Origin of the sequence: Stenotrophomonas sp. ISL-67 (assembly GCF_018612915.1) — a bacterium.
In the GTDB taxonomy this organism is placed as follows: domain Bacteria; phylum Pseudomonadota; class Gammaproteobacteria; order Xanthomonadales; family Xanthomonadaceae; genus Stenotrophomonas.
In genome coordinates this window covers 81,495-101,614 of record NZ_JAGGRL010000003.1, presented here as the reverse complement: position 1 = coordinate 101,614, position 20,120 = coordinate 81,495, and the positions used below count along the sequence as shown (strand labels likewise).

14 protein-coding genes and 1 pseudogene are annotated in these 20,120 nt (G+C 59.2%); 6 read left to right on the top strand and 9 right to left on the bottom strand.

Annotated elements, in window-relative coordinates; genetic code table 11:
• The 4 genes from J7J08_RS05950 to J7J08_RS05935 all read left to right on the top strand — a co-directional run.
• Nucleotides 1–1,426 (top strand): hypothetical protein (locus J7J08_RS05950; protein WP_214902627.1); only part of this gene is annotated, 1,426 nt, incomplete at its 5' end.
• 76 nt (nucleotides 1,427–1,502) lie between these two features.
• Entirely contained in the window at nucleotides 1,503–3,389 is a 1,887-nt protein-coding gene (locus J7J08_RS05945) for a hypothetical protein (protein WP_214902624.1), read from the top strand.
• A 2,384-nt stretch (nucleotides 3,390–5,773) separates the two neighbouring features.
• Nucleotides 5,774–6,580, top strand: coding sequence for a competence protein CoiA family protein (locus J7J08_RS05940; RefSeq protein ID WP_214902621.1), 807 nt, complete (start codon nucleotides 5,774–5,776; stop codon nucleotides 6,578–6,580).
• A gap of 214 nt (nucleotides 6,581–6,794) precedes the next feature.
• Nucleotides 6,795–7,253: a hypothetical protein gene (locus J7J08_RS05935; RefSeq protein WP_214902618.1), complete on the top strand. Its 459-nt coding sequence runs from the start codon at nucleotides 6,795–6,797 to the stop codon at nucleotides 7,251–7,253.
• A gap of 1,106 nt (nucleotides 7,254–8,359) precedes the next feature.
• Here J7J08_RS05935 and J7J08_RS05920 read toward each other — a convergent pair.
• The 5 genes from J7J08_RS05920 to J7J08_RS05900 form a co-directional block, all read right to left on the bottom strand.
• Nucleotides 8,360–9,373, bottom strand: a complete 1,014-nt coding sequence (locus J7J08_RS05920; protein WP_214902609.1) for a hypothetical protein — start codon at nucleotides 9,371–9,373, stop codon at nucleotides 8,360–8,362.
• A gap of 399 nt (nucleotides 9,374–9,772) precedes the next feature.
• Entirely contained in the window at nucleotides 9,773–10,621 is an 849-nt protein-coding gene (locus J7J08_RS05915; RefSeq protein WP_214902606.1) for a hypothetical protein, read from the bottom strand.
• Between the two features lie 445 nt (nucleotides 10,622–11,066).
• The gene (locus J7J08_RS05910) at nucleotides 11,067–11,459 is read right to left on the bottom strand and encodes a hypothetical protein (RefSeq protein WP_214902603.1); all 393 of its coding nucleotides are present in this window, start codon (nucleotides 11,457–11,459) and stop codon (nucleotides 11,067–11,069) included.
• A 543-nt stretch (nucleotides 11,460–12,002) separates the two neighbouring features.
• Nucleotides 12,003–13,919, bottom strand: coding sequence for an ATP-binding protein (locus J7J08_RS05905; protein WP_214902600.1), 1,917 nt, complete (start codon nucleotides 13,917–13,919; stop codon nucleotides 12,003–12,005).
• Between the two features lie 115 nt (nucleotides 13,920–14,034).
• A complete protein-coding gene (locus J7J08_RS05900) occupies nucleotides 14,035–14,334 on the bottom strand; it encodes a hypothetical protein (RefSeq protein WP_214902597.1) in 300 nt (99 codons plus the stop codon).
• 217 nt (nucleotides 14,335–14,551) lie between these two features.
• On the opposite strand from J7J08_RS05900, the gene J7J08_RS05895 reads away from it, so the two are divergent.
• A complete protein-coding gene (locus tag J7J08_RS05895; RefSeq protein ID WP_214902595.1) occupies nucleotides 14,552–15,397 on the top strand; it encodes an 8-oxoguanine DNA glycosylase in 846 nt (281 codons plus the stop codon).
• Here the strand turns inward: J7J08_RS05895 and J7J08_RS05890 are convergent.
• The 4 genes from J7J08_RS05890 to J7J08_RS05875 are packed head-to-tail and all read right to left on the bottom strand — an operon-like array spanning nucleotide 15,338 to nucleotide 18,148.
• Entirely contained in the window at nucleotides 15,338–15,937 is a 600-nt protein-coding gene (locus J7J08_RS05890) for a nitroreductase family protein (protein WP_214902593.1), read from the bottom strand. The two genes, J7J08_RS05895 and J7J08_RS05890, sit on opposite strands and share 60 nt — an antisense overlap.
• Nucleotides 15,938–15,989: 52 nt before the next feature.
• Complete coding sequence (locus tag J7J08_RS05885; RefSeq protein WP_214902591.1) at nucleotides 15,990–16,595, bottom strand: 7-cyano-7-deazaguanine synthase; 606 nt, start codon at nucleotides 16,593–16,595, stop codon at nucleotides 15,990–15,992.
• The gene (locus tag J7J08_RS05880; protein ID WP_214902590.1) at nucleotides 16,592–17,797 is read right to left on the bottom strand and encodes a PfkB family carbohydrate kinase; all 1,206 of its coding nucleotides are present in this window, start codon (nucleotides 17,795–17,797) and stop codon (nucleotides 16,592–16,594) included. Before J7J08_RS05880 ends, J7J08_RS05885 begins: the two co-directional genes overlap by 4 nt.
• Nucleotides 17,798–17,827: 30 nt before the next feature.
• Nucleotides 17,828–18,148, bottom strand: a complete 321-nt coding sequence (locus tag J7J08_RS05875; RefSeq protein WP_214902589.1) for a hypothetical protein — start codon at nucleotides 18,146–18,148, stop codon at nucleotides 17,828–17,830.
• Nucleotides 18,149–18,780: 632 nt separating this feature from the next.
• Between J7J08_RS05875 and J7J08_RS05870 the strand changes: the two are divergent.
• Nucleotides 18,781–20,049, top strand: a pseudogene (locus J7J08_RS05870) (YifB family Mg chelatase-like AAA ATPase); the annotation flags it as partial.
• Nucleotides 20,050–20,120 lie beyond the last annotated feature (71 nt).

Genomic DNA, 20,120 nt, shown 5'->3' with positions numbered 1-20,120 from the left:
CAAAAGCCTGGGCGATTCAGACCTAGACCCTACGATTGCCAACGTCATTGACATCTTCGTCGCTTGGGCGGAGGACGTTCGGAACAGCAAGAAGCCAATCTCTCACTACTCAAGTGCCACTCGCCTTGTGAGAATGCTGTCCGAGTCTACCGACATTAGCGGAGATCGTTTCAGAATTCCGGCACGCCTGGTAAAACCGCCTCGACGGAACAATGGAAGTCGGCACGAAAAGCAGGACCTGGAAAAGACCTTTGCGTTTGGCAAGCTGATGCGAGTGATTGCCGACCTACTCACGACGGAGACAATCACAGGTCCATTGCCGCTCACGTTCGACTTCGGAGAGAAATCGCTGGAGCTCTGGTCGGGCATACCCTCCGACGACACCCTGAGCGCCGCGCACGCCGCGAAGAGCCGAACTGATCAGAAATGGAAGCCTGATAAAGGCCGAGTACATAAGCTTACCGCAGGAACGCTGGCTGCACGGCGGGCCCTAGTCAATCTCAGGATCGAAGCAGAGCTTGCGATCTTCATTGCACAAACCGGAATGAACTTAGCGCAGGCATTCAATCTAGGCGTTTCTCGATTCCGATATCGGACACGTGAGGGCGGCTTCCTCGTGAAGGGCGTCTACAAAGCAAGAAGAGGCGGTGAAGTTGCCTTTGAAATATTCAATGGATACAGACAGCATTTCGACCGATACCTCAACTGGCGTAACTCAATTGCTGACCCGAACGACGATCGCCTCTTCCCGTTTGCTGTCCGGCCGTGTGACCCTCATCGCCAAGAGTACCACTGCAATGGTCTGCGACGCCTTTGCCGTCGGGCCGAGACGGCCTACATCGGCGCCCGCGAGTTGCGCTGCACACGCGTCAATTACTTCTTGAGGCGTAGCGACGATCTCCTGCTTACCGCGGCCGTGGCGCAGCACTCGGTGGGTGTGCTGATGGGCTACCAACGCCCCCATCACCAGCGAGCGGCCACCGAGATTACAGGGTTCTGGAATGAACTGGGTTCGTCATTGCTGTCGGCAGGCCCGGGCACCTGCAGCGGGTCACCGCGGTCCATGCCGGTACGTGCAGGCCAGCCAGTCCCCGATTGCCGATCGGCGGCCGGCTGCCTGTTCTGTTTGGATCATCGCGACGAGCTGTCGCTCGACTACGCTTGGTCATTGGTTACCTATCGCTATCTCAAATCAATCGAACTCGCTGCCTATCCTCCTGTTAGGCAGAATTCGCCCGAGCCGCCGACCCCAAGGATCGTGATCACCGCCCTTTCGGAGAAACTCAACCAAATGCGCCTTCAGGGAGGGCATGGACCAAAGCTCGTGCAGGAGGCGGAGGATAGAGTCATGGAAGGGGATTTTCATCCTCGCTGGTCCGACATCATCAATGCAGCGGAACGTTCCCATGACGCGACTGACTTATAAGCTGTTACTTCCTCAGCCAAGCGACAGATGTCCATCGGTCGCGCTTCCCGCATGGCCCCCTACGCCAGATGCACCCATGTCATTCGACGGCTTGGGGAAAGTGATAAGTCGTTTCGAAGACGACGTTTGGGACTTCTCCGCGGCGGCCGGCAAGAGCTGTCGACTACACTTTGCGCAGCTGGCCTCAGACCATAGCAGGGTCTCCCAAAGTAACAGGCAGACATTTAAGGAGATCGCCGCCTGGTGGCTGTTCGGCGAGCGACGCCCGACCAAACCGACGTCGCTACATACGTACCACGCCCGCTTCAGCGTGCTGGTCCGATTCGCTACGCGCAAGGGAATAGATCTGAAGAAATTCAGTGAGCTTCCGTGCGAAGTAAGGGAGTTCGCGGTGCAGCTGAAACGCTCGTTCGCCGATACGCTCCTCCTGGAACTGCAGTCGCTTCTCACGTTCTCAAACCAAATCGGCTTCATCGTCTTCGACAAGAAGGCAATGAGCATCTTTTCCAGGAGCCTTCCCGATCCTGTAAGGCGGCAGACCGCATATGTGCCGCCGCGTATTTGGGCCTACCAACTCGGCCGGCTCAACCGATACCTGACGGAGTTTCTGCAGCACAGGGTGGAGCTGACTGCAGCCTACCAACAAGCATGCGAGGTCTACACGGCCAACCGGGCCTGCGCGCTGGCGAGCTGTAATCTCGATAAGACTTCCTTCTCTCCATTTCTACGCGCCTGTACGAGATATCCGGGCGCAAAGTACCTAGGATCCATCGCCGACTTCCTAGCCAAGCACGGACTTACAGAGTTCATGACGACGTGGCGCGGCCCAAAAGAGGGCCTACGACTCTCGTCTTTCGGTTCCGTTTTTTCCTTGGCCAGTTTCGCCGCAAGCGCCCTCATTGCGAACTTGACCGGGATGCGAATCGGGGAGGTCCTCTCCCTCCGGCGTGGCTGCTTCGTAGCAGAATCGGACGAAGTTCTGGGCATGATCTACTTCATACGAGGCAAGACGACCAAAACCCTCACCGAAGACGAAGCACTTTGGGTCACCTGCCGAGACGTACAGAAGGCGTTGGAAGCACTTGAACTCGTCCGCTCAGCCCGAGACGGACCGTCACCGCGCTCCCCCTCCTCGGACGCGCGCGAGCAACTGCTGTTTACTTGGTGCAGCGAACCTTGGGCAGCCGTCAATGGCAAGCGGCCTGAGAACGAAGACATCCGTCCTCCAACCCACGCCTACGCAAACTGGGAAAGACAATTTCCGCTGCTTTTTGACGCTAATGAGCTGAAGATCAGACCAGGCGACCTAGATGAAGCGAGGCGCGTCACGCCCACACTGAACGCCGAGCGATACACCGTGGGCGCGCTCTGGCCGCTAGCCTGGCATCAGCTACGCCGCACCACCGCTGTAAACATGTCCGCCTCGGGTATCGTCAGCGATGCCAGCCTTCAGTACCAACTAAAGCATCTTAGTCGCTCTATGTCGATCTATTACGGGCGTGGCTATTCGTCTAAGGCAATCAGCCGTGACATGCAGGCGGAGTACCTCAAAGAGGCACTTGAGTCGATGGCGCGGGCCTCCGAGCAACTATTTGAAGATCGGTTCGTCTCTCCTTACGGTCCGGAGCACAAGTTTCGAACCCTCGCCGGCGCTCCGAAGCAGCGCGGCGGGAGCGGCACTTTTACGCCCGTTTTCCGCCGCACACTGCTTGGCGTGTGCGTTAAGGCCACCTCTTGCACCTCAGGCGGCTACGACGATATTGGACCCTGCATGGGAATGGACAGCTCGAAGGGGTGTACAGATGCGATGGTGGACCGCGAGCGACGCCAGGTCCTTATGCAGCTACTTAACCAGAAGCGCGCCGAGCTGTCGCGCTGCGGAGAAAGTGAGGCGCGCAGAAATCAGGTTGCCTCGCAAATCCGAAGTCTTGAAAAATCACTGGAGCTGATCGATGGCGCTTGAGCAATCATCGGGCATACCGACCACAGCCGAAGAGCGTTTTCGGGATGCGTTTCACCGTCTGCGCGATGGGCGCCCCCGGGTGCTCGAGCCGGGCACCAGGGTCACGCAGAACAATGTGGCTCGCGAGGCGGGATGCGATCCCAGCGCCCTGAAGAAGAGCCGATTTCCTACTCTAGTGGCAGAAATCCAAGCAATCGCGTCAAGGCACCAGGACGCCGGAAGCAGTTTGGGTGCACGACGCCGCCCAGGTGCGGATGCCTGTCCACGCTGTACCAGCCTCAAAACTCAAATTAACGAGACGGCTCTGCAGCGGGACGCCGCAATGTCTGCTCTGGTCCTATCGGATGCCCGGGTGCTTGAACTCGCACAACGCGTCCTTGAGCTGGAAAGGGCAGCCGCAGGCGAACCGCACAGACGGCTGCCCCGCTGACGGAAGGCGCGGCTGTCCGATGCCATTCAAGGGGTCGAAACGCGTATGTAACTTCTGCAACGTAGCTCGCTCCGAGGTGATGCCGCCCCCGCTCCGCTTATGACGCACTTTGGAAGGAAGGATGCGCTGCTCAACCACCGAAATGCTTGGGGAGAAAACAGGCAGGAGACGCCATTGATATGCAGTCAGTAGCGTCAACTGAGTGGGGGGCTACTGGACGCTCTGTTTCCGCCAATTCTCAACGGCGATCGTTGTACGATCGGCAGCAACATCCTGTTGCCACTCATCCCAAAAGTTGACAGTCCCGCTATCAGGCTTGTTCTTTGGCTCGTCTATTCGGATGCGACTTGGCAGCAGACTGGCATCTCCAACGTCCAACGCTTCTCCGGTATCAAGCGTCGGCAAAATATCGCTAAATCCGCCAAGGCTATCAGGTAGAAGACGCTTGATAACACCTTGATCCTCAGCATTTGTCAGCCTCATCGAGACGAAATTGCTGCACTGACTGAGAAGGGTCTTCTTTACCTCGGACGGTGGTTGGCTGATGACAGTCAGGCTACTCCTAGACGGTGCTTGCGACGGCTGCGGACGTGATTTCCTTGGTCAGCACCCCTGTTGCAAGAATGTACCGCAAGTTGCTGGGAGTGGGGCGGCAGCGCATCCGCAGCTCCCGTCAGCCGGCCCTTTCCGTTGCTGATGGCGATTCGCAAGGAGTTAACGCCCCCGCTGAGGCCGTCTAGTGATCTTCGCGCGTCGGGAAGGGAGGCAGAACGATCCGGGCCTTCGCAGGGGCGGAGCGGCCTCGTGCTGGATGTCGCCAGGTAAGACTTTTCGTCCCGAAGCGATGACGCACGCTGGTAGGTCCGCGGGCACTTGCCCGCCCGTCCATTGGGAATTCGCGACGTTTTCCCCACGCCTTGGAAGAGCGCTGCCGAGGGCTAGAGCTTAAACTTACTGCCTCACGCCGGCCGGCGAAGCTCAGTGATCTTGGGGAGCTTGGCGAAGCATTTTCGCCGGGGCTGGCCGGGCGCCAGCCTAGAAAACCTCTAATATCAATGCCTTATAAGATTCGCTAGCACCCAGAGATCATTGCTTACCACTCAGTTCGGGTGTGGCTGGAAGGATCGTCTGGACCCGTGATTGCGCCGGTCATTGTCGTTTTTCGAAGGCAAGCAGCCGAGCTTCATTTGGCGCCGATTCTGCCACATCAGGCACCCTCGCCTACTCATGCACGCTACTCTATACGCGAGTGCGTCGGTGCGTCGTACCGCTGACCCTGCCGCCTCTTGCTTTGGACGCTCGAGACATTTCCCCCACACCCTACTACCCGACGGCCGTGGCATTCTTGGGGGCCCGTAGCTCATGCGGAAGCCAGATGATGCGCAGTAGAGTGCCTCCGGAAACCCCAGCATCCGCCGAGGCAAGGGCACAAACCGTGGCTAATTGGCACGATGTGACGACGTTCGAGATGCTGCTTCACCCGGATGCTCGAGAGAGCGGTACGCTGAATCAACAGCTACAATCCGGCAACGTTTTTGCCGTGTGGTCTCCAGAAAGGAATCTGTATCTCTTTCCTCCATGGCAGCTCGATCCTGCTGGGCGCCCTTTGCGCGCCCTCCCGGAGGTGCTGGCACTTCTGCGCGGTCGACACGGCTTGTCCGACGGCGATCGGACATCAGGCTGGGAGGAGCTCGAGTGGCTGATCGCTCCCCATGCTCGGCTGCATGGGAGTACCCCATCAGACATGCTGGCCCTTGAGCCCGCGCTAGTGATTGAAGCCGCCCGGGAAGACTTTTCGCCCTGGAGTTCAGACGCGAGGTGGTGACGGAGCTATGGCGCTTGTACAGCGCCTAAGCTGCTCAAGCGGCAGCAGTCCGCGGAGCTGCGGTAGGTCAATGCAACTGCCCGAGCAGATCCTTAGACTAGGCAGAGCTCAAGCAGAGGCGATCAGGGAATGGAAATCGCATTGGTTCAGGGAGCACGAACGCTCCCGAGCGCCGGACTCAAGGGAATCTGCCCGAGATGTGGCGCCGCAATGGTTGCCAAATGTGGCGAAAAGGTCATTCATCACTGGGCCCATGCAGGGCGGCGGAACTGTGATCCATGGTGGGAGAATGAGACCGAGTGGCATCGAGCGTGGAAGGCACATTGGCCTGTCGAATGCCATGAGATCAATCACGTTGCGCCAGATGGCGAGATTCATCGCGCAGACGTCAAGACGCCCAGCGGCATATACGTGGAGGTGCAGCATTCGGCGATGACGGACGCGGAACGCCAATCGCGCGAGGATTTTTATCAGAACCTTGTGTGGATCATTGACGGCAGGCGTTTCCAGAAGAACTTCACCATCCACCACCTGCTCCCCGATCCCTCTCTTCCCTGGGCGCAGGATTACCGATGGTTCCCCATCGAACACCGGACGCATCGAGGGACCACACAAGGGATGTATCACAAGCTTTCTGAAATTGTGGAAGACCGAAAGCGATCACCCAATAGCAACATGCACCGCGTGTACTTTTTTGCGGATGAGCGCGCGAAGTTCGAAACCGCCGACGTCGGCTACCGCAACTTTTGTTGGATGCGGCCGCACACTACTTGGTTGAATGCAACCAAGCCGGTGTACATCGATTTTGGCACTGACGTGTTGGTTAGGCTCGATGTGTATCCGGTCGAAACGCTGCGATGTGTTCGTTTGATCAGCAAATCAAAGCTTATTCATGATCTTGGCACCTTACCCCATGCATTGGGGGTCTGCGCATAGACACGGCTGGATACGGACGATGCGACGCTTGGCTTGGTCTCTTGAAATATTCCCGCGAATGACTATGGGACATCAGGATACGACGTCGCCTTGTTCTCGCCGTCTATTCTGTAGCAGATCCAACCTGTACGAGCCTGGAGCTTGGCAGACGATCCGCGGCGGCGGCTGCTCAGTCGTCGCCCCCCTTGACTGGACCTAATGGAAGCGAATAGACATGGCCAAGTCACCGAAGTACTCGCGCATTCCCACCCCTGAGGAAATCGCGGCATTCACCGGGATGCACTGTGCGCGCAAATACCGCGACGCCGTTGAAAGTGGCTGGCGCTGCCCTAGTTGTGGTCGGTCGGCGCAGCAGCTGATTCGTTGGACGGAGATCCGAGGCTTGGCTTGGCGCGCCAAGTTCGGTGACGAGTATGGTATGGGATTCACCATCACCCTGGCGGAGCATCATTGTCATGGCGGCGGGCGGTTCCGGCCCACTGTGATTTGCGGCGACTGCAACAGTGCTGACGGGGCCGTAAAGCGGAAGTGGCATCTTCCCGAGAGCTGGTCATTCTCCCCGCAAGAGTTAGCCTTGTTCGTCAGCGTCGCACCACACAGCGGCCAGACGCGTATCGATCATGCGCTAGCTATGGAAATCTTTAAGCGACAATCTTCGGGACTATTCTTCTAGCCCAGCGTCGAGGCAAACTGTCCGCCCTCAGTTCGGGTGATCCTCCGTTGCCTCGGAAGGCTCGCTACTCGCGGGCTCAATGGAGTCAGCAGGATCGGCGAATGACCTGAGCACGATTCTCATCACGAGCCACCATACAGCCAAGGTCGCAGGGCTGGCCAGCTCCCTATCCGACATCAATCCGTGGGCATAGCGGTTACGGAGGTTGGCTCCCGCTGGATGTGTCATCAGTGCCTTCAGCTCGAAGTTCATTCCCAGTGGAAGTATGTCGAGTTCAGCATCCAACTCAAGCAATAGCGTCAGTGATCGCTCGTTCTCCCCTTCGATGTCGTTTTCGCCCGAGTGTCGATGCCGTGACGCTTGAGATCTTCGCGGACGATGGCTTCTACTATCGGAATGAGATTAATCGCCGCATCGTTCCAGCGGAACTGCAGCCCGGCGTACAGTCCGCGGGCAATTTGCCAAGCGTGACCGGGGGGAGTAGCCGGACTGTAACGGACTATGGAAAGGACATCATTGAATGAGCTACTGAAACGCTCAGACAGCTTTCGCAGGGCAGCGCTGATCCGAGGTGTCAGCACGTATGGCCCCCCCATTCAGAACGGGAGTAGCATGCTTGTTATGCCCTACTGTCCGATGCCATTAGCCAGTCGCTCGGTAATCATGAACTCAGCCTTGCGGCGACAGCCCTGCACGCATTCACACGCGTTGCCAGCGCTTGGTTTCTGACCACCCAAGAGCGGTCGGCCATCCTGGGAAGGCCCGTGGACGTGGCTTGCTCCCGACTGGACGCAGGGACGATGGACAGCGACTGGCTTGAGACACTCCAGAGAATCAGCTTCGTTCTCGGCATCTATGCTTCACTACACACACCCTTTCCCGACCAGCAAAAAGCAGACGGCTGGATACGCCGCCCAAATGCAGGGGCACCCTTCAATGGTGCGCCAGCGTTGGCGCTAATGTGCACCGGCCAGCTTGGCAACCTGGAGATCGTTCGTGCGTATCTGGAAGGCCAAGGGACGTCTCAGCCTTAATAGAACGAGCCTGATGCCGCGTTCCTACACCGTTCGGCACTCAGCCACCGCACGAAACGGCTGCCGCATAAGTCAGACAGGTAGGATGGAGAAGATCTGTCGAGTCATCAGGAAACCTTCCTCCCTAGTTCGATGAAGGCTGCCGTCTCGCTCTATCCGGTCTTGCGAAACGCTTGGATGCTTGAACACATCGGCTGGCAACGGATGCTTAGCAAAGGGATTGTGCAACACGTGCAATCCATCTAACAGATGCTCGCTGTAGTTCCGCTTTCGCGCGCGTCGTACTTCGGGCATCGACGAGCGTGTCGATGCATGGAGCGTTGTGTAGAGAGAGAGCTGGCCCGGGGAGTCGGCCAGAGCCCGCACTTTTCCCCAGCCAGCGACAGCACTATAGACAACTGCCGAGATTTCCTTGCAGACATCCGAGCAGAAGAGCCCAACGGGAACATCGACGCCAGGTCGCTTCGATACAGCGGCAATCTCCCGCTCGAGCACGGTTGACATGCCCTCGGCCATAGTCCGCTCTTCATCAATGTGACGTCCATAAAGTGCAGCCTGGATAGGCCGGTCATACTCCAAATAGGCAAGAGGGCGATCAAACGGAGTGAGCGCCAGAACAAACGGGCGATCCTTCACGTGGTCCAGCGTTGAGTAATGCTCACGGTAGCGCTTTAGCTTGGAGCTGATGGCATTGCATGCTCGCAGCGTTGCTTGCCGATTGAACTCGTTCAAATCGGCTGGAATCTCTGGGACACCGGTGCCGATGGCTGGCGCACCACCCAATGGAGGCGCTGCAATCGTGGCCTCCATGGTGAAGGAGCTAGGGTTTGTAACGAGGAAGTCCGGTGCGTGGTGAGCAAAGTCCATCACCTGCCCGAGGTCCCTCAAGACAGCGTGTAGGTACAGCTCCCACAAGCTGGACTCATAGGTGGTCTGAAATTCCTTTACGAACTTCCTATCGCGATCGTGAAACCCCCTGGCCCAGGCCGAAAGTACTGCCCGCTCAGCGGCCAAGTTGGGATCAAGCAAGCGCTTGAAGCCTGGATGAAGATTAGATGGCTCAACCTTCAAGTCGAAGAGTTCCATGCCGTCGCCGCCCACCCATTCCTCCTGCTCAGTAAAAGAACGAATGCCTGATGCCCGCGAAATGGGAGCATTAGGCTTCCGCAATTGATCGAATGCCTTGCAGAACGCCCCCGACGATCTTACTGGAGCTTACAACCGCTGCAATCGCCTAACAAGTGAGCTGATACGGCGCCGACACACGCTGGTTGGCGAGACGACCAGTGATTTCCTCAAAGCATGTCTGGAGGCCGCTCTCGGCCAGAAGCGGACATACCAGCCGCGTCATTGGCGCGGGCTGTCAGGCCATCTGCCCCAAGGGGTTCCCTCTGAGTAAGCTATACCATTGATTAAAAACGATCTGCCGCTAGCTCACGAACGCCGCATCTGCGTTGGTGAGCAATACGTTATTCGACGGTTGAATCAGGATCCCTTGCATTCGACCTGATCGACAGCCACCCTCATCTGTAGATTTGAGACGGCATTGCGGGCATCCGCCGCCACCTTTCTCACTGACTCGACGTCGCCGGCTTCTCCACTCGATATCTCTCTACGAATCGAAAGGTCGGCAAAATCCTCCAACTCTTTCATCAGCCTCCCGATCAGAATTAGATCCGTTTGCAGGTCAACAGACACGAATCGACCAGGCAGAACTTCATCTATGGCTTCCCTGATGTACTGACGATTTATTTCCCTCGGATCCATTCCCGTAGTCCTGAAGGCGACCGCAACTGTCATTACATATGCCGCGCAGGCGACACTCGCACAGTAAGCCTTGTAGAGCTCGCCGGGTACAAAAGGTCGATATCTCTCACCGATAAAAAGGTCATACTTCGACTGATTATCCGGTGGAAACATCAGCTCCATGAATCGCCTGCGACTTTTGACGTCCGTTGCGCCCAGAGCTGACAAGTCCAACGCACCCAAATTGTTTGCAAGGGAAGATAGGTCTCGGAATCCAACCATCAGATTCCATATCCCAGTAAGACACTCAAGCTGGTAAGCCATAGCTCCCTTTCTACGCTCAAGCGTGAGCTTCGCGGCGGAGGATCTGACAAACTCCTCTCCCGAATCAAGCCGACGCTCGATTGATGCGGATATATTCTCCTGCTCTTTCAAGCCGCTTTTTAGCAACTCAAGCTTTCTATCATAGGTGTGCTTAATATCATGAAGAATACGCTGACCCACCCACGACTTAATGAGCCATCCCAAAGCACTCCCGAAACCTAAAGAAACAGCAAGGGCCAGAGCCACATCGCGAAATACATCCATAGTGCACACCGCATTGATCAGTGTCTGTAGCCTACCGGTACAGTGACAAGCTGGCTATTGCGATGCGTCCCCAGTCCGCCAGGTGGATTACCCAGGCGCCGGTAGACATCCTCGGGTCGAGATCTTTGTCTGCTTCCGGCCAAAAGCGGGCGTCAGGCATCCAGTGCCCCTGAATGTTGGCCAGTGCCTCACGCAAGCGGATTGGATGGGGTTGGCCGGCGAGCCTGGACTCGGCATGAGCGATTGCGGCCGTGGCCTGGTTGCAGGCCGCGTTGATGACGTCGGGCGCGCGTCGGTGGGCATCAGTTGGGCGTCCGTGTAGACGAGTATGAGCAGGACCTTGGGCGCGGCGAGGGTGGCACTGGCGGTGCCAGCGGTCGGGGCGGGCAATCGGCGATCTTGGTCGAGTAGCTTCAATTCGCGCCCTGGCGCGCAGCTGGCAAAGTTAGCTAGCAGCCACGCGCAGGCAGTTGGAACAGGCGCCCTCGTTGATGTTCACCGGCACCACGCGGTCGTCGACCACTTCCACCACGAGCTCTGCGTCGTTGTCTTCCCCGTCCTGAAAGGTCGCGAAGAAGCGACCAGGTTGGCCCGGTACGGGGCGGAAGTCCTTACCGAACACGCAGACGCCGCGTTCGCACGTGTCCATGTACTCCCGCTCGCCGTCTTCGCCGTGAGCGTACACGGGCACGGACACGTCAAATTCGATGTAGCCTTCTAGCTGCCGGGGCGTGAACTGCAGAGATCCGGCACGGCCCTGCCCGCGACGCCAGGCGGAGATTAGCAGGACGGTCGCGACGGCGAGCACGAGCAGCGGAACGATCAAGGACACCGACATCGGCACAGCTCCATTGCGAGAGGGAATGCCGAAAGCATAGAGCCTGGGAGCCATCTGGCAAAGTTGCACGCCTGACACTTGCCAGAAAGGGAACTGTCCCGGTTGACCCGACTGGGAGCTACCGCGGACGCCTCCCGTTTTAGGTTGAGGCCCGCTCAACCTCAAGGTCCGCTCCGCCAAATTGGGTGTGCCTGAGGCGGACCCGGCGTACCGATAAGTTGCAGTCCCAGTCGCAACGGTTAGTCCTCGGTTCGGCCTGCGAAATACCTCCACTTGGATTGCGGGTGGCGGCTAGTAAGCCAACGCATAGCTAACCCCCAACTTCTAGGATTGAAGGCCGGACGGAGAGCATCAACTACGTGAAGGATGTCAGCTTAGGGCCGGAAGCAGTCCCTCTCTACCCCCGACAACCAACCCTAATCACCAAACACCCTTTGCATTTCTGCTATCGGCCAGAAGCGGTCATGCTTGCGTGACTTCACTGGGGCATCCCAACCGCGCGCCGGGATGCCCCCCAAAAATATCCAAGACCCCTACGCGATCTCAACCGAGCTGCGGTACCTGAGGCGGGGAAAGCATCAGCTCAATGTCCGACAACCATCCGCGCATCTCCCCGGCAGGATCAACCTCGCCAAGCATGTGAGCATCCATTGTCGGCACTACAACTTCGGCCAGCCACGCCTTCACCCTGTTGGATCCCCACTTAGCCCCAGCAGGGGCGTGGAGATTCAGCTCTACTTTCAGCAACTCTGGAACATCATCGTCAGCTCCAAACGGACCGGCGAGATTGCAAGCAAGTTGCAGCGCCTGTGCGCATGCGTTGATCGCCGCATGATGCACGAAGTTCTCCATCTCATTCCTTGATGTGGAAACGCCTTTACACCCAGCGCGCTGATTCACCGCATTCACCTTCTCCTGATGCTTGGCAGGCGCGTTGACGGGGGCATCTCGGTCGTAGAGATGGAACTCTGGACGATTGAGTGCATGCAGACGTGAGGCCCACAACGCTAGATTGTTGGCGCCGCCAGAGGGCACAAAAACCACGTCACCTGCCAGCTCCAGTGCTTCGAGATCAGGGACTGCTGTGCCATGAGAGCGGAACATCTTGGAGAGGCTCTTCATGAAGGAAATGTCATGGATACCCTCCACCACGATAAAAACCTTCACCGAATGATCAGGCAGGACACCCAGGCTGTCGGCTATCTCCTTATTGACTGCGTCCTCGCCGCCGATAGAGATGATCCTAGTGCCATCTTTGCTTCTGCTTAGGAATCTCAAACAGCTACTCGGGAGTGATCGCGCAAGGGTAGGCGTATGAGTTGTGACGATTACCTGATCGTCGCCCACAGCAAGCTGCTGCAGTGCCCGCATTAACAGACGCTGATTGTTCGGATGCTGACTGGTCTCTGGCTCCTCGACAGCGTAGATGGTCGACTGCGCACCTTTCTCCCGCATAACCCGCTCGGCTTTCGCCCGAAAGAAGTTCAGAAGGATAAGGCGGCGCACGCCACTTCCCCGCTTGTTCAACGGGATCTCGTCGTCGCCCGTAATGGAGGCTTTTATGAGCGCCGCCCAGTTGGGCCTCTCGAACTTCGGGGTAAGTGTGTCTGCGACAGCTGGATCCATCTCCTTAAGCTTCTGAAGAGTGAGATCGGCAACCTTCTTGACCTCCCCTTCTACGAACGTCATAACCGCCTGCAGTTCCATCGCCTTTTCTGCGATCGCCTCCTTGATGGCAACCTTAAGCGGGTCTTGTGCTTCCGAGTCTTGGTCGGAACTCTGGCGGTCGCTCTTGAACAATGCATACAGGGGCAGCGTCGCCTTCAACCCATCCCACAGCTTTATCGCGTTGCTCTTGTCGTCAACGCCTTCGCCGCCGATAAGGACAGCCCTGACAGCCGTGTCCAGCTGCCCAACTTTGGTGCGAATAGCTGATCGCAGATCGCGCTTCACAGTCCTGTTGACCAGTGCCATGTCAACGTCAACTTCTTCGGCCCGGGCCTTCAGTTCGTCGATCTTCAGGGCCAACAGATCCTTGACCTTCTCAGCGCCAGGATGGACGGCCTTCAGACGTAGGGCGGTAAGCTTCGGCCTCTCGATTGAGCAGTTGTAGACCTTCGTGATCTCCAGTTCGCCATCCGCATTGAGTAGATACTCGCCACTCAGGCTGGTCGAAGCAGCTTCATCAAGAATCAGTTCACTGGGCAAGTCCCAGAACACGCATGTAACGGTGACTGCCTTGGCGTCTCCTCCCTTCGAGGCATCGTTCTTATCGAGAGCCTTGTCATTGAAGAAGACGTCCAGCGCGTCCAACAGTGTTGATTTACCGGCATCGTTACGTCCAACAAGAGCAGTGAGATCGTCGAACGTCACGGTGAATGGGCTTTTGTAGCAACGAAAGTTCGCTACTGTCATCGACTTTAACTTCATGAAACCTCCTTGGCTGATGCAGATTTCCATTTGATTTCGCCGGAACGCCAGAATCGTCAAGAGCGTTGCCGGGAGGTTGACCCGTATGACAAGGCACACCTTCAAAAAGGTCCACTGCGCCAGACGGCTGAGACCAGCACCAGTATTACAGCGAGATCCGCTGCCGATAGTCGGCCATCAATGGAGCCAGACTGCGAAGCACGGCCTTCATGTGCGCTGCTGCCAGCGTGCTGTCCCCAATCAGCTGACGCATTAGCAAGGTGACCTCCAGAGCCGCGTCACCCACAACCTCCGGCTCTTCCGCACTCAAAAGCGCATAACGGCATAGCTTTTCCATGTCCGGCGTAAGGCGCTTTCGTGCGCCCTGCAGTGCGCGACTGATCTGCGGCTGCGGGACACCAGTAAGGGCTGAAACCTGCATTTGACTGTGTCCAAGCGCAATCATGCGAGCCTCCAGGGCCGCTGGAAGAGAGCGCATTAATGGATGAAAGCTCTGGGGTATTTTTGGCATATACGCATACTTTATGGTATAAGATGTATAAAAAGAAAGCGGACTCCCACTACGCGGGGACGCGCCCTACACGCCCTGCCAGTCCGATCAGGTGTAACCCCAGCTTGTCCGAAGTTGCAGATGCAACGCTCGGCGACCAAAGAGGCTCCCCATGCAGCGCGCCTGCGTAATGCTCGAATCCATGACGGTGAACGTTGAACTGCCCTCCGCAGAGTCGGAAGTAGTTGCCGGGGTGCCGTGGGGCGCCGTCGAAGCGTTCCCCACGCCGGCGTACTGGGCATACCAGGTCATGGCCAGGCGCATCGAGGCGCGCTCGATCAAGTACAAGCTGGGCAAGACGCTTCGCGAGGAAGTGGGCGCATGCCTTCTGGGCGGCCACGGGATCCCTGCGAGCATTGGATTGCTGGCTTACAACCACCTCAAGTCGAAGGGCGCCTTTGAGGCTGATGCGCCGGACGAGCAGGATCTGCTTCAGTGGCTCTCCGAGCCGATGGAGCACGAAGGCCGCTCGGTGCGGTATCGCTTTGCCAGCCAGAAGGCACGCTATCTGGCCGCGGCAATGCGCAAGCTCTCCCTGGAGCCCTCTCCGGATCAGTCAGGTCGCGCCCTACGCGACTGGCTTACCTCTGTTCCAGGGATCGGATACAAGACCGCCTCTTGGATTGCGCGCAACTGGCTGGATGCAGACGATGTCGCGATCTTGGATATCCATATCCTGCGCGCCGGCGTTCTTGCCGGCTTCTTGGATCCAGAGCTGACCGTGGAGCGGAACTACCTCCAGCTCGAGGACCAGTTCCTGAAGTTCAGCGGTGGGCTCGGCGTAAGGGCATCTGAACTCGATGCCGTCATCTGGCTGGATATGATGGCCTCCCCCCTGACCGTCGGCGCCACGCTCAGCACGCTGCCGGAAAGCAAGTTCAAGGCCAAGCACGCGCCCTCACGGCCGCGCTCCCAGCGCCGCCAGCCCCACTCCAACCAGATGGCACTGCTCGGATAACCGCCCCGCCCATGGGTCACCAGTGATCCCAAGAAGGCAGCAGTTCAACGCCAAGGCCTCCGCGGTAATGGCCAGCGCCCCCTGCATGACCCCTGCATCGCGCCATATCAGACTGCAGGGATTCTCATACTTGGCGGCGGTCATTGCCGGCTCTGCCACGAACAAGAGCAGCGAGCCCGGATCGATCCGAAGCACCTGACCAGCCTCTTCGCACAGCCCCTGCAAGACGGTGGACGCATGGTCCAGGACATCCAGGGCATGGGTCAGAGCGTTGTAGCGTGCCCATTGCCCACCCTCCAGCGGAAGCTGCACCAGCAGGTGCACCGGATGGATAGCGCCTGCAGAGGGGACTGGCCGCTGCTGCAGGGAGAACCCCATTGGCGACTCAGCGGTGCGCTGGCAATGCACGGTGTGCCATAGCAGCGTGCTCAGCGCCTGCATATCGATGGGCGCAAAGTCCCTGCGGCTTCGGCGCTGCAGGAGCACCTCAGGCCATTGACTCACTGTGCCCGAAGCGGCCGGCAGTGCGATCGAGCGCACTACCGGCCACCGCCAAGGCGTATAGGGCCTGGGGTCCTGACGAGGGACCGGATTACCCAGCGTCGCCCACATAGCCTTCGAGCTCGTGCCATACCTGGAAGTACTTGTTGCAGCCCCGGCAGTTGCCGCAGGCGACCGACGCTTTGTGGCAGCTGTGAGCCCAAGACAGCAGATCACGAGGTATCCCCGAGGTGCGCACCAGATCGCTGGTTTGCAGTTGGATCGCCGGGGCCTCAACCACCATGCCGCCTTCCTGGCTTTGCATAAGCTTGCTGACCAGATCGACGAAGCCCGACGTGCCATCTTGATGGCTACCATCTGAAGCAACTGTACCGACCCAGAGCCTCTGCGCGCCCAGAGGGATCGCCTTCATACCAACCAGGGTAAGCAGCAGCTGGTTTCGGTAGGGCCACCAGTCACTGGCAGGCGCGTGAGCGTCCGGGGTGGACCCTGCCATGTCCCCAGAACCCAGCTCACGACCGTCAAACCGAATCACGTAATGCGGGATCTGCAGTCGCGCGCTCACGGCGCTGGCCGCGACCACTTCCGCAGCCGCGGCGAGTTGGCCATAGTCCACGGTGAACGCCATATCCGGGCGCTTCCACCAGGCCAAGGCGATCGAATCCATCCCGCCAGACAGTAGGAGGGCGGTCTTCATACGCAGACACCATTCCAAGCGGTCTGATAGATGGCACTGACGAAGTCATCGCGCAGGAAGCAGTCGGTACCCTCCATCATCTTCAGGTCCTCAGGCGATACGTTCTCGGCATACACCACCACCGGGATCCCCTGAGATCGCGCGTACCCCACCTCGAAGATCGTGCCTGAGTCCAGTCCATCAGCGATGGCGAGCATGACCTGGCTCTGGTTGATGCCGTCAATGTCCTTCCCCACCACCATCTCGGCCGGGCCAGGGCCCACGTCGTGGTAGGGGGAGAACACGTCCAAGCCCATGTCGAGGAGGCAGTTGCGTGCCTGCTCGACAACCCATAGCTGTCCCAGGGTGAAGAAGGGTCCGGCCAAGTAAACGGTAGGCACCTGCCCCTGCATATAGGTGGCCGATAGCCGCAGCGGCACCGGAGCGAATGCATCAAGCTCCTCGATATCGGGATACCTGCGATGCTGAGCGTAGAAGGCAGCCGAGCGCGATGCTCGATCCGCAGCCTCCAAGGGCGAGCGGCGCTCCTCCATCCAGGCGTACGCAAAGTTGGCCGCAAACTGATCCCCGCTGCCGATCTTCCATACCCGAGAGGTGGCATAGGCCGGAACACACTCAGTGCCGCCCTCGTGGTGCACCAAGGCTCCCTTCGGCCCCATCTTCAACACCACCACTTCTGCGCCGTGCTGCGAAGCCAGATCGGCCGCCATCTGCTCGGGTGTCACATCAAACCTTTTGAGAAGGCTCCTTGCCTCCGTCAGATTCAGTACAAGCGCCAGGTGCCGGGCCTTCGAGCCGTTAGCACCAAAAGCTTCAGTCCCGGTCACGTTCTGTGGATCGAATACGGCGTACTCGGCGTCGACTACGACTGTGCTCTCCAGCATGCCAAAGCGAAGCACGTGATCGGCAGTCACGCTTAGCGGCGACTGCCGCTCTGGCTGCTGGATCCACGGTACCGACAATCCGTGGCTGTAGTGAAAAGCGGCAGACCGCGGCAACTGGGTAATTGACAGGCCGAAGCCCTCGTCTGCTGCACGACATTCCAAGATCGGCTGCAGGTCGGCATCGAGATATCCATGCAACGTAACCTGTCCACCCAAACGCGCCACCGCTGACGCTGCACGTCCGGCCGATCCGTACACTTCGTCCCACTGCGGGCGCAAGCACACCTCGCGGTAGATACCACCGACGATGGTCAACATCCATTTATTCCCCAGTCGTTGCCTAGCGTCTCAAGGCGAGATGCGTATGGTTACCTGGCCGCCGGCCTTGCTAAGTACCGTGGCCTGGTACTGGGTTCCCTGCCGGATGCACTCGAGCAGACGGGACATCTTGGGAGAGGTAATACCTCCGGCCACTTGATTGCCGTGCTTGATCACCACTACCTGAGCAGCCACTTGCTGCTCGATGGCAACCGACAAAACGTCGCCCACGTTGATTCCAGCCACGACTGCAGGCTTGGGAGAACTCAGCTGGGTCTCAAAAGAGAGACGACCACAGGAAATCTCCTGAGCCCCGCCACCCGCAAAACTACCACCACCAGATCCAGACATTTCCGTCTCCTATCCCTAGTAAACGATGTTGAAACTGCCACGCTTCGGTGAGCCCTAGGCGCCACGTACGAATTTTGAAACAACACCCGATCACAGGCAGCCGCGTAGGTGCCATACAGCCTCCATGGCAAACGAGGCAGGGTTAGCGGCGCCTTCGAAAATCCCCCTTAGCATTCACCGGTGAAGCTGCTATCCATCCGCAAGGCAGACAACCCACAGCGCTGCCAACTCGGGGCCAAATATGTGACCCACGTCCCAGAAGATCGCACAGCACGCCGCCGCGGTCCAGTGGCCACCGGTCACCCCCGTCCGACAAAGCAAAGCCTGCACGGCAATAGCCCCTCTACGAACTGAAGCCGCTGCGGGACAACGCATCGGCTGCAACACCTAAGGCCTAAAGCCCACCGCCCGGCGAGGGCTGCTCCCGAGTGGTTGCACCGTTCAATCGCCCGCGGCTGCACGATAGGTCGAGAAACATACTACGTAGAATCTCAAGCTCCGGTCCGTCGGATGACGCCGGCGCTTTCGATGTCCATGACACCTGCCGCTACCATGGACACTCTTATTGACGCGTCGCTCCCTTATCTACAGACTCTAGCCGAGTGTCCTCACTGATGTTGTTGCAGGTAGACGGGCGTTTTGATCTCGCCATTGCCCTGGGAATCCTGGCCGCCAGCGACCAGATCGACCGGCAGCTGCTGGCCGGCTATGAATTCCTCGGCGAACTGGCGCTCACCGGTGAGCTGCGCGGCGTCGACGGCGCCCTGCCTGCCGCTATCGCCGCCGCCGAACAAGGCCGCACGCTGGTGGTGGCGGCCAGCAACGGCGCCGAAGCTGCGCTGGCCCGGCACGCGGACGTGCGCGTGGCGCGAACCCTGCTGGACGTGTGCAGCGCGCTGCAAGGGCGAACGCTGCCGCGCGCCATGCCTGCGCCGGCCACCCCATTGGCGGTGCCGGACCTGCGCGATGTGCGCGGTCAGCAGCAGGCGCGCCGCGCGCTCGAAGTGGCTGCCGCTGGCGGGCACCACCTGCTGCTTCTGGGAACGCCCGGCTGCGACAAGACCCTGCTGGCGTCTCGCCTGCCCGGCGTCCTGCCCGACGCCACCGAGGCCGAGGCCCTGGAAACCGCCACCATCGCCTCCTGCAGCGGCGCGGGCATCGACACCGCGCGCTGGCGCCATCGCCCCTACCGCGCGCCCCACCACACGGCCAGCGCGGTCGCACTGGTCGGTGGCGGGACGCATCCACGTCCGGGTGAGATATCGCTCGCCCACAACGGCGTGCTGTTCCTCGACGAACTGCCCGAATGGAGTCGACACACGCTGGAGGTCCTGCGTGAGCCGCTGGAATCCGGCACGGTGATGGTGGCCCGCGCCGCACGCACCCACGCGTTCCCCTCACGCTTCCAGCTGGTGGCGGCCATGAATCCCTGCCCCTGCGGTTGGGCCGGCGACCGAAGCGGTCGCTGCCGCTGCAGCAGCGAATCCATCCAGCGCTATCGCGGTCGCATTTCCGGGCCCCTGCTGGACCGCATCGACCTGCACGTGCAGGTGCCGCGGCTGGAGCCGCGCGAATTGCGCAGCGATGCCCCTTGTGGCGAAGACAGCGCCAGCGTGCGAAGCCGAGTGGTCGCTGCGCGCACCATCCAGCTGCAGCGCAGCGGCAAGCCTAACGCGCAACTCCTGCCCTCCGAGCTGGACGCGCACTGCCAGCTTGAATCCAAAGACCAGCAGCTGCTGGAAGCAGCCGTGGAACAACTACAGCTCTCAGCTCGCTCGATGCACCGCATCCTGCGTATGGCACGCACGGTGGCGGATCTGGCCAGTTGCGACCAGATCACTACCGCGCATCTGGCTGAGGCCATCGGCTACCGGCAGGTCGACCGTGGTGGGGCGGGCTGATTCGCCGTCAGCGGCATGACGGGCCTGAGCTGGACCATCGCCCGGCTGTCCCGGCATCAATCCTTGATGAC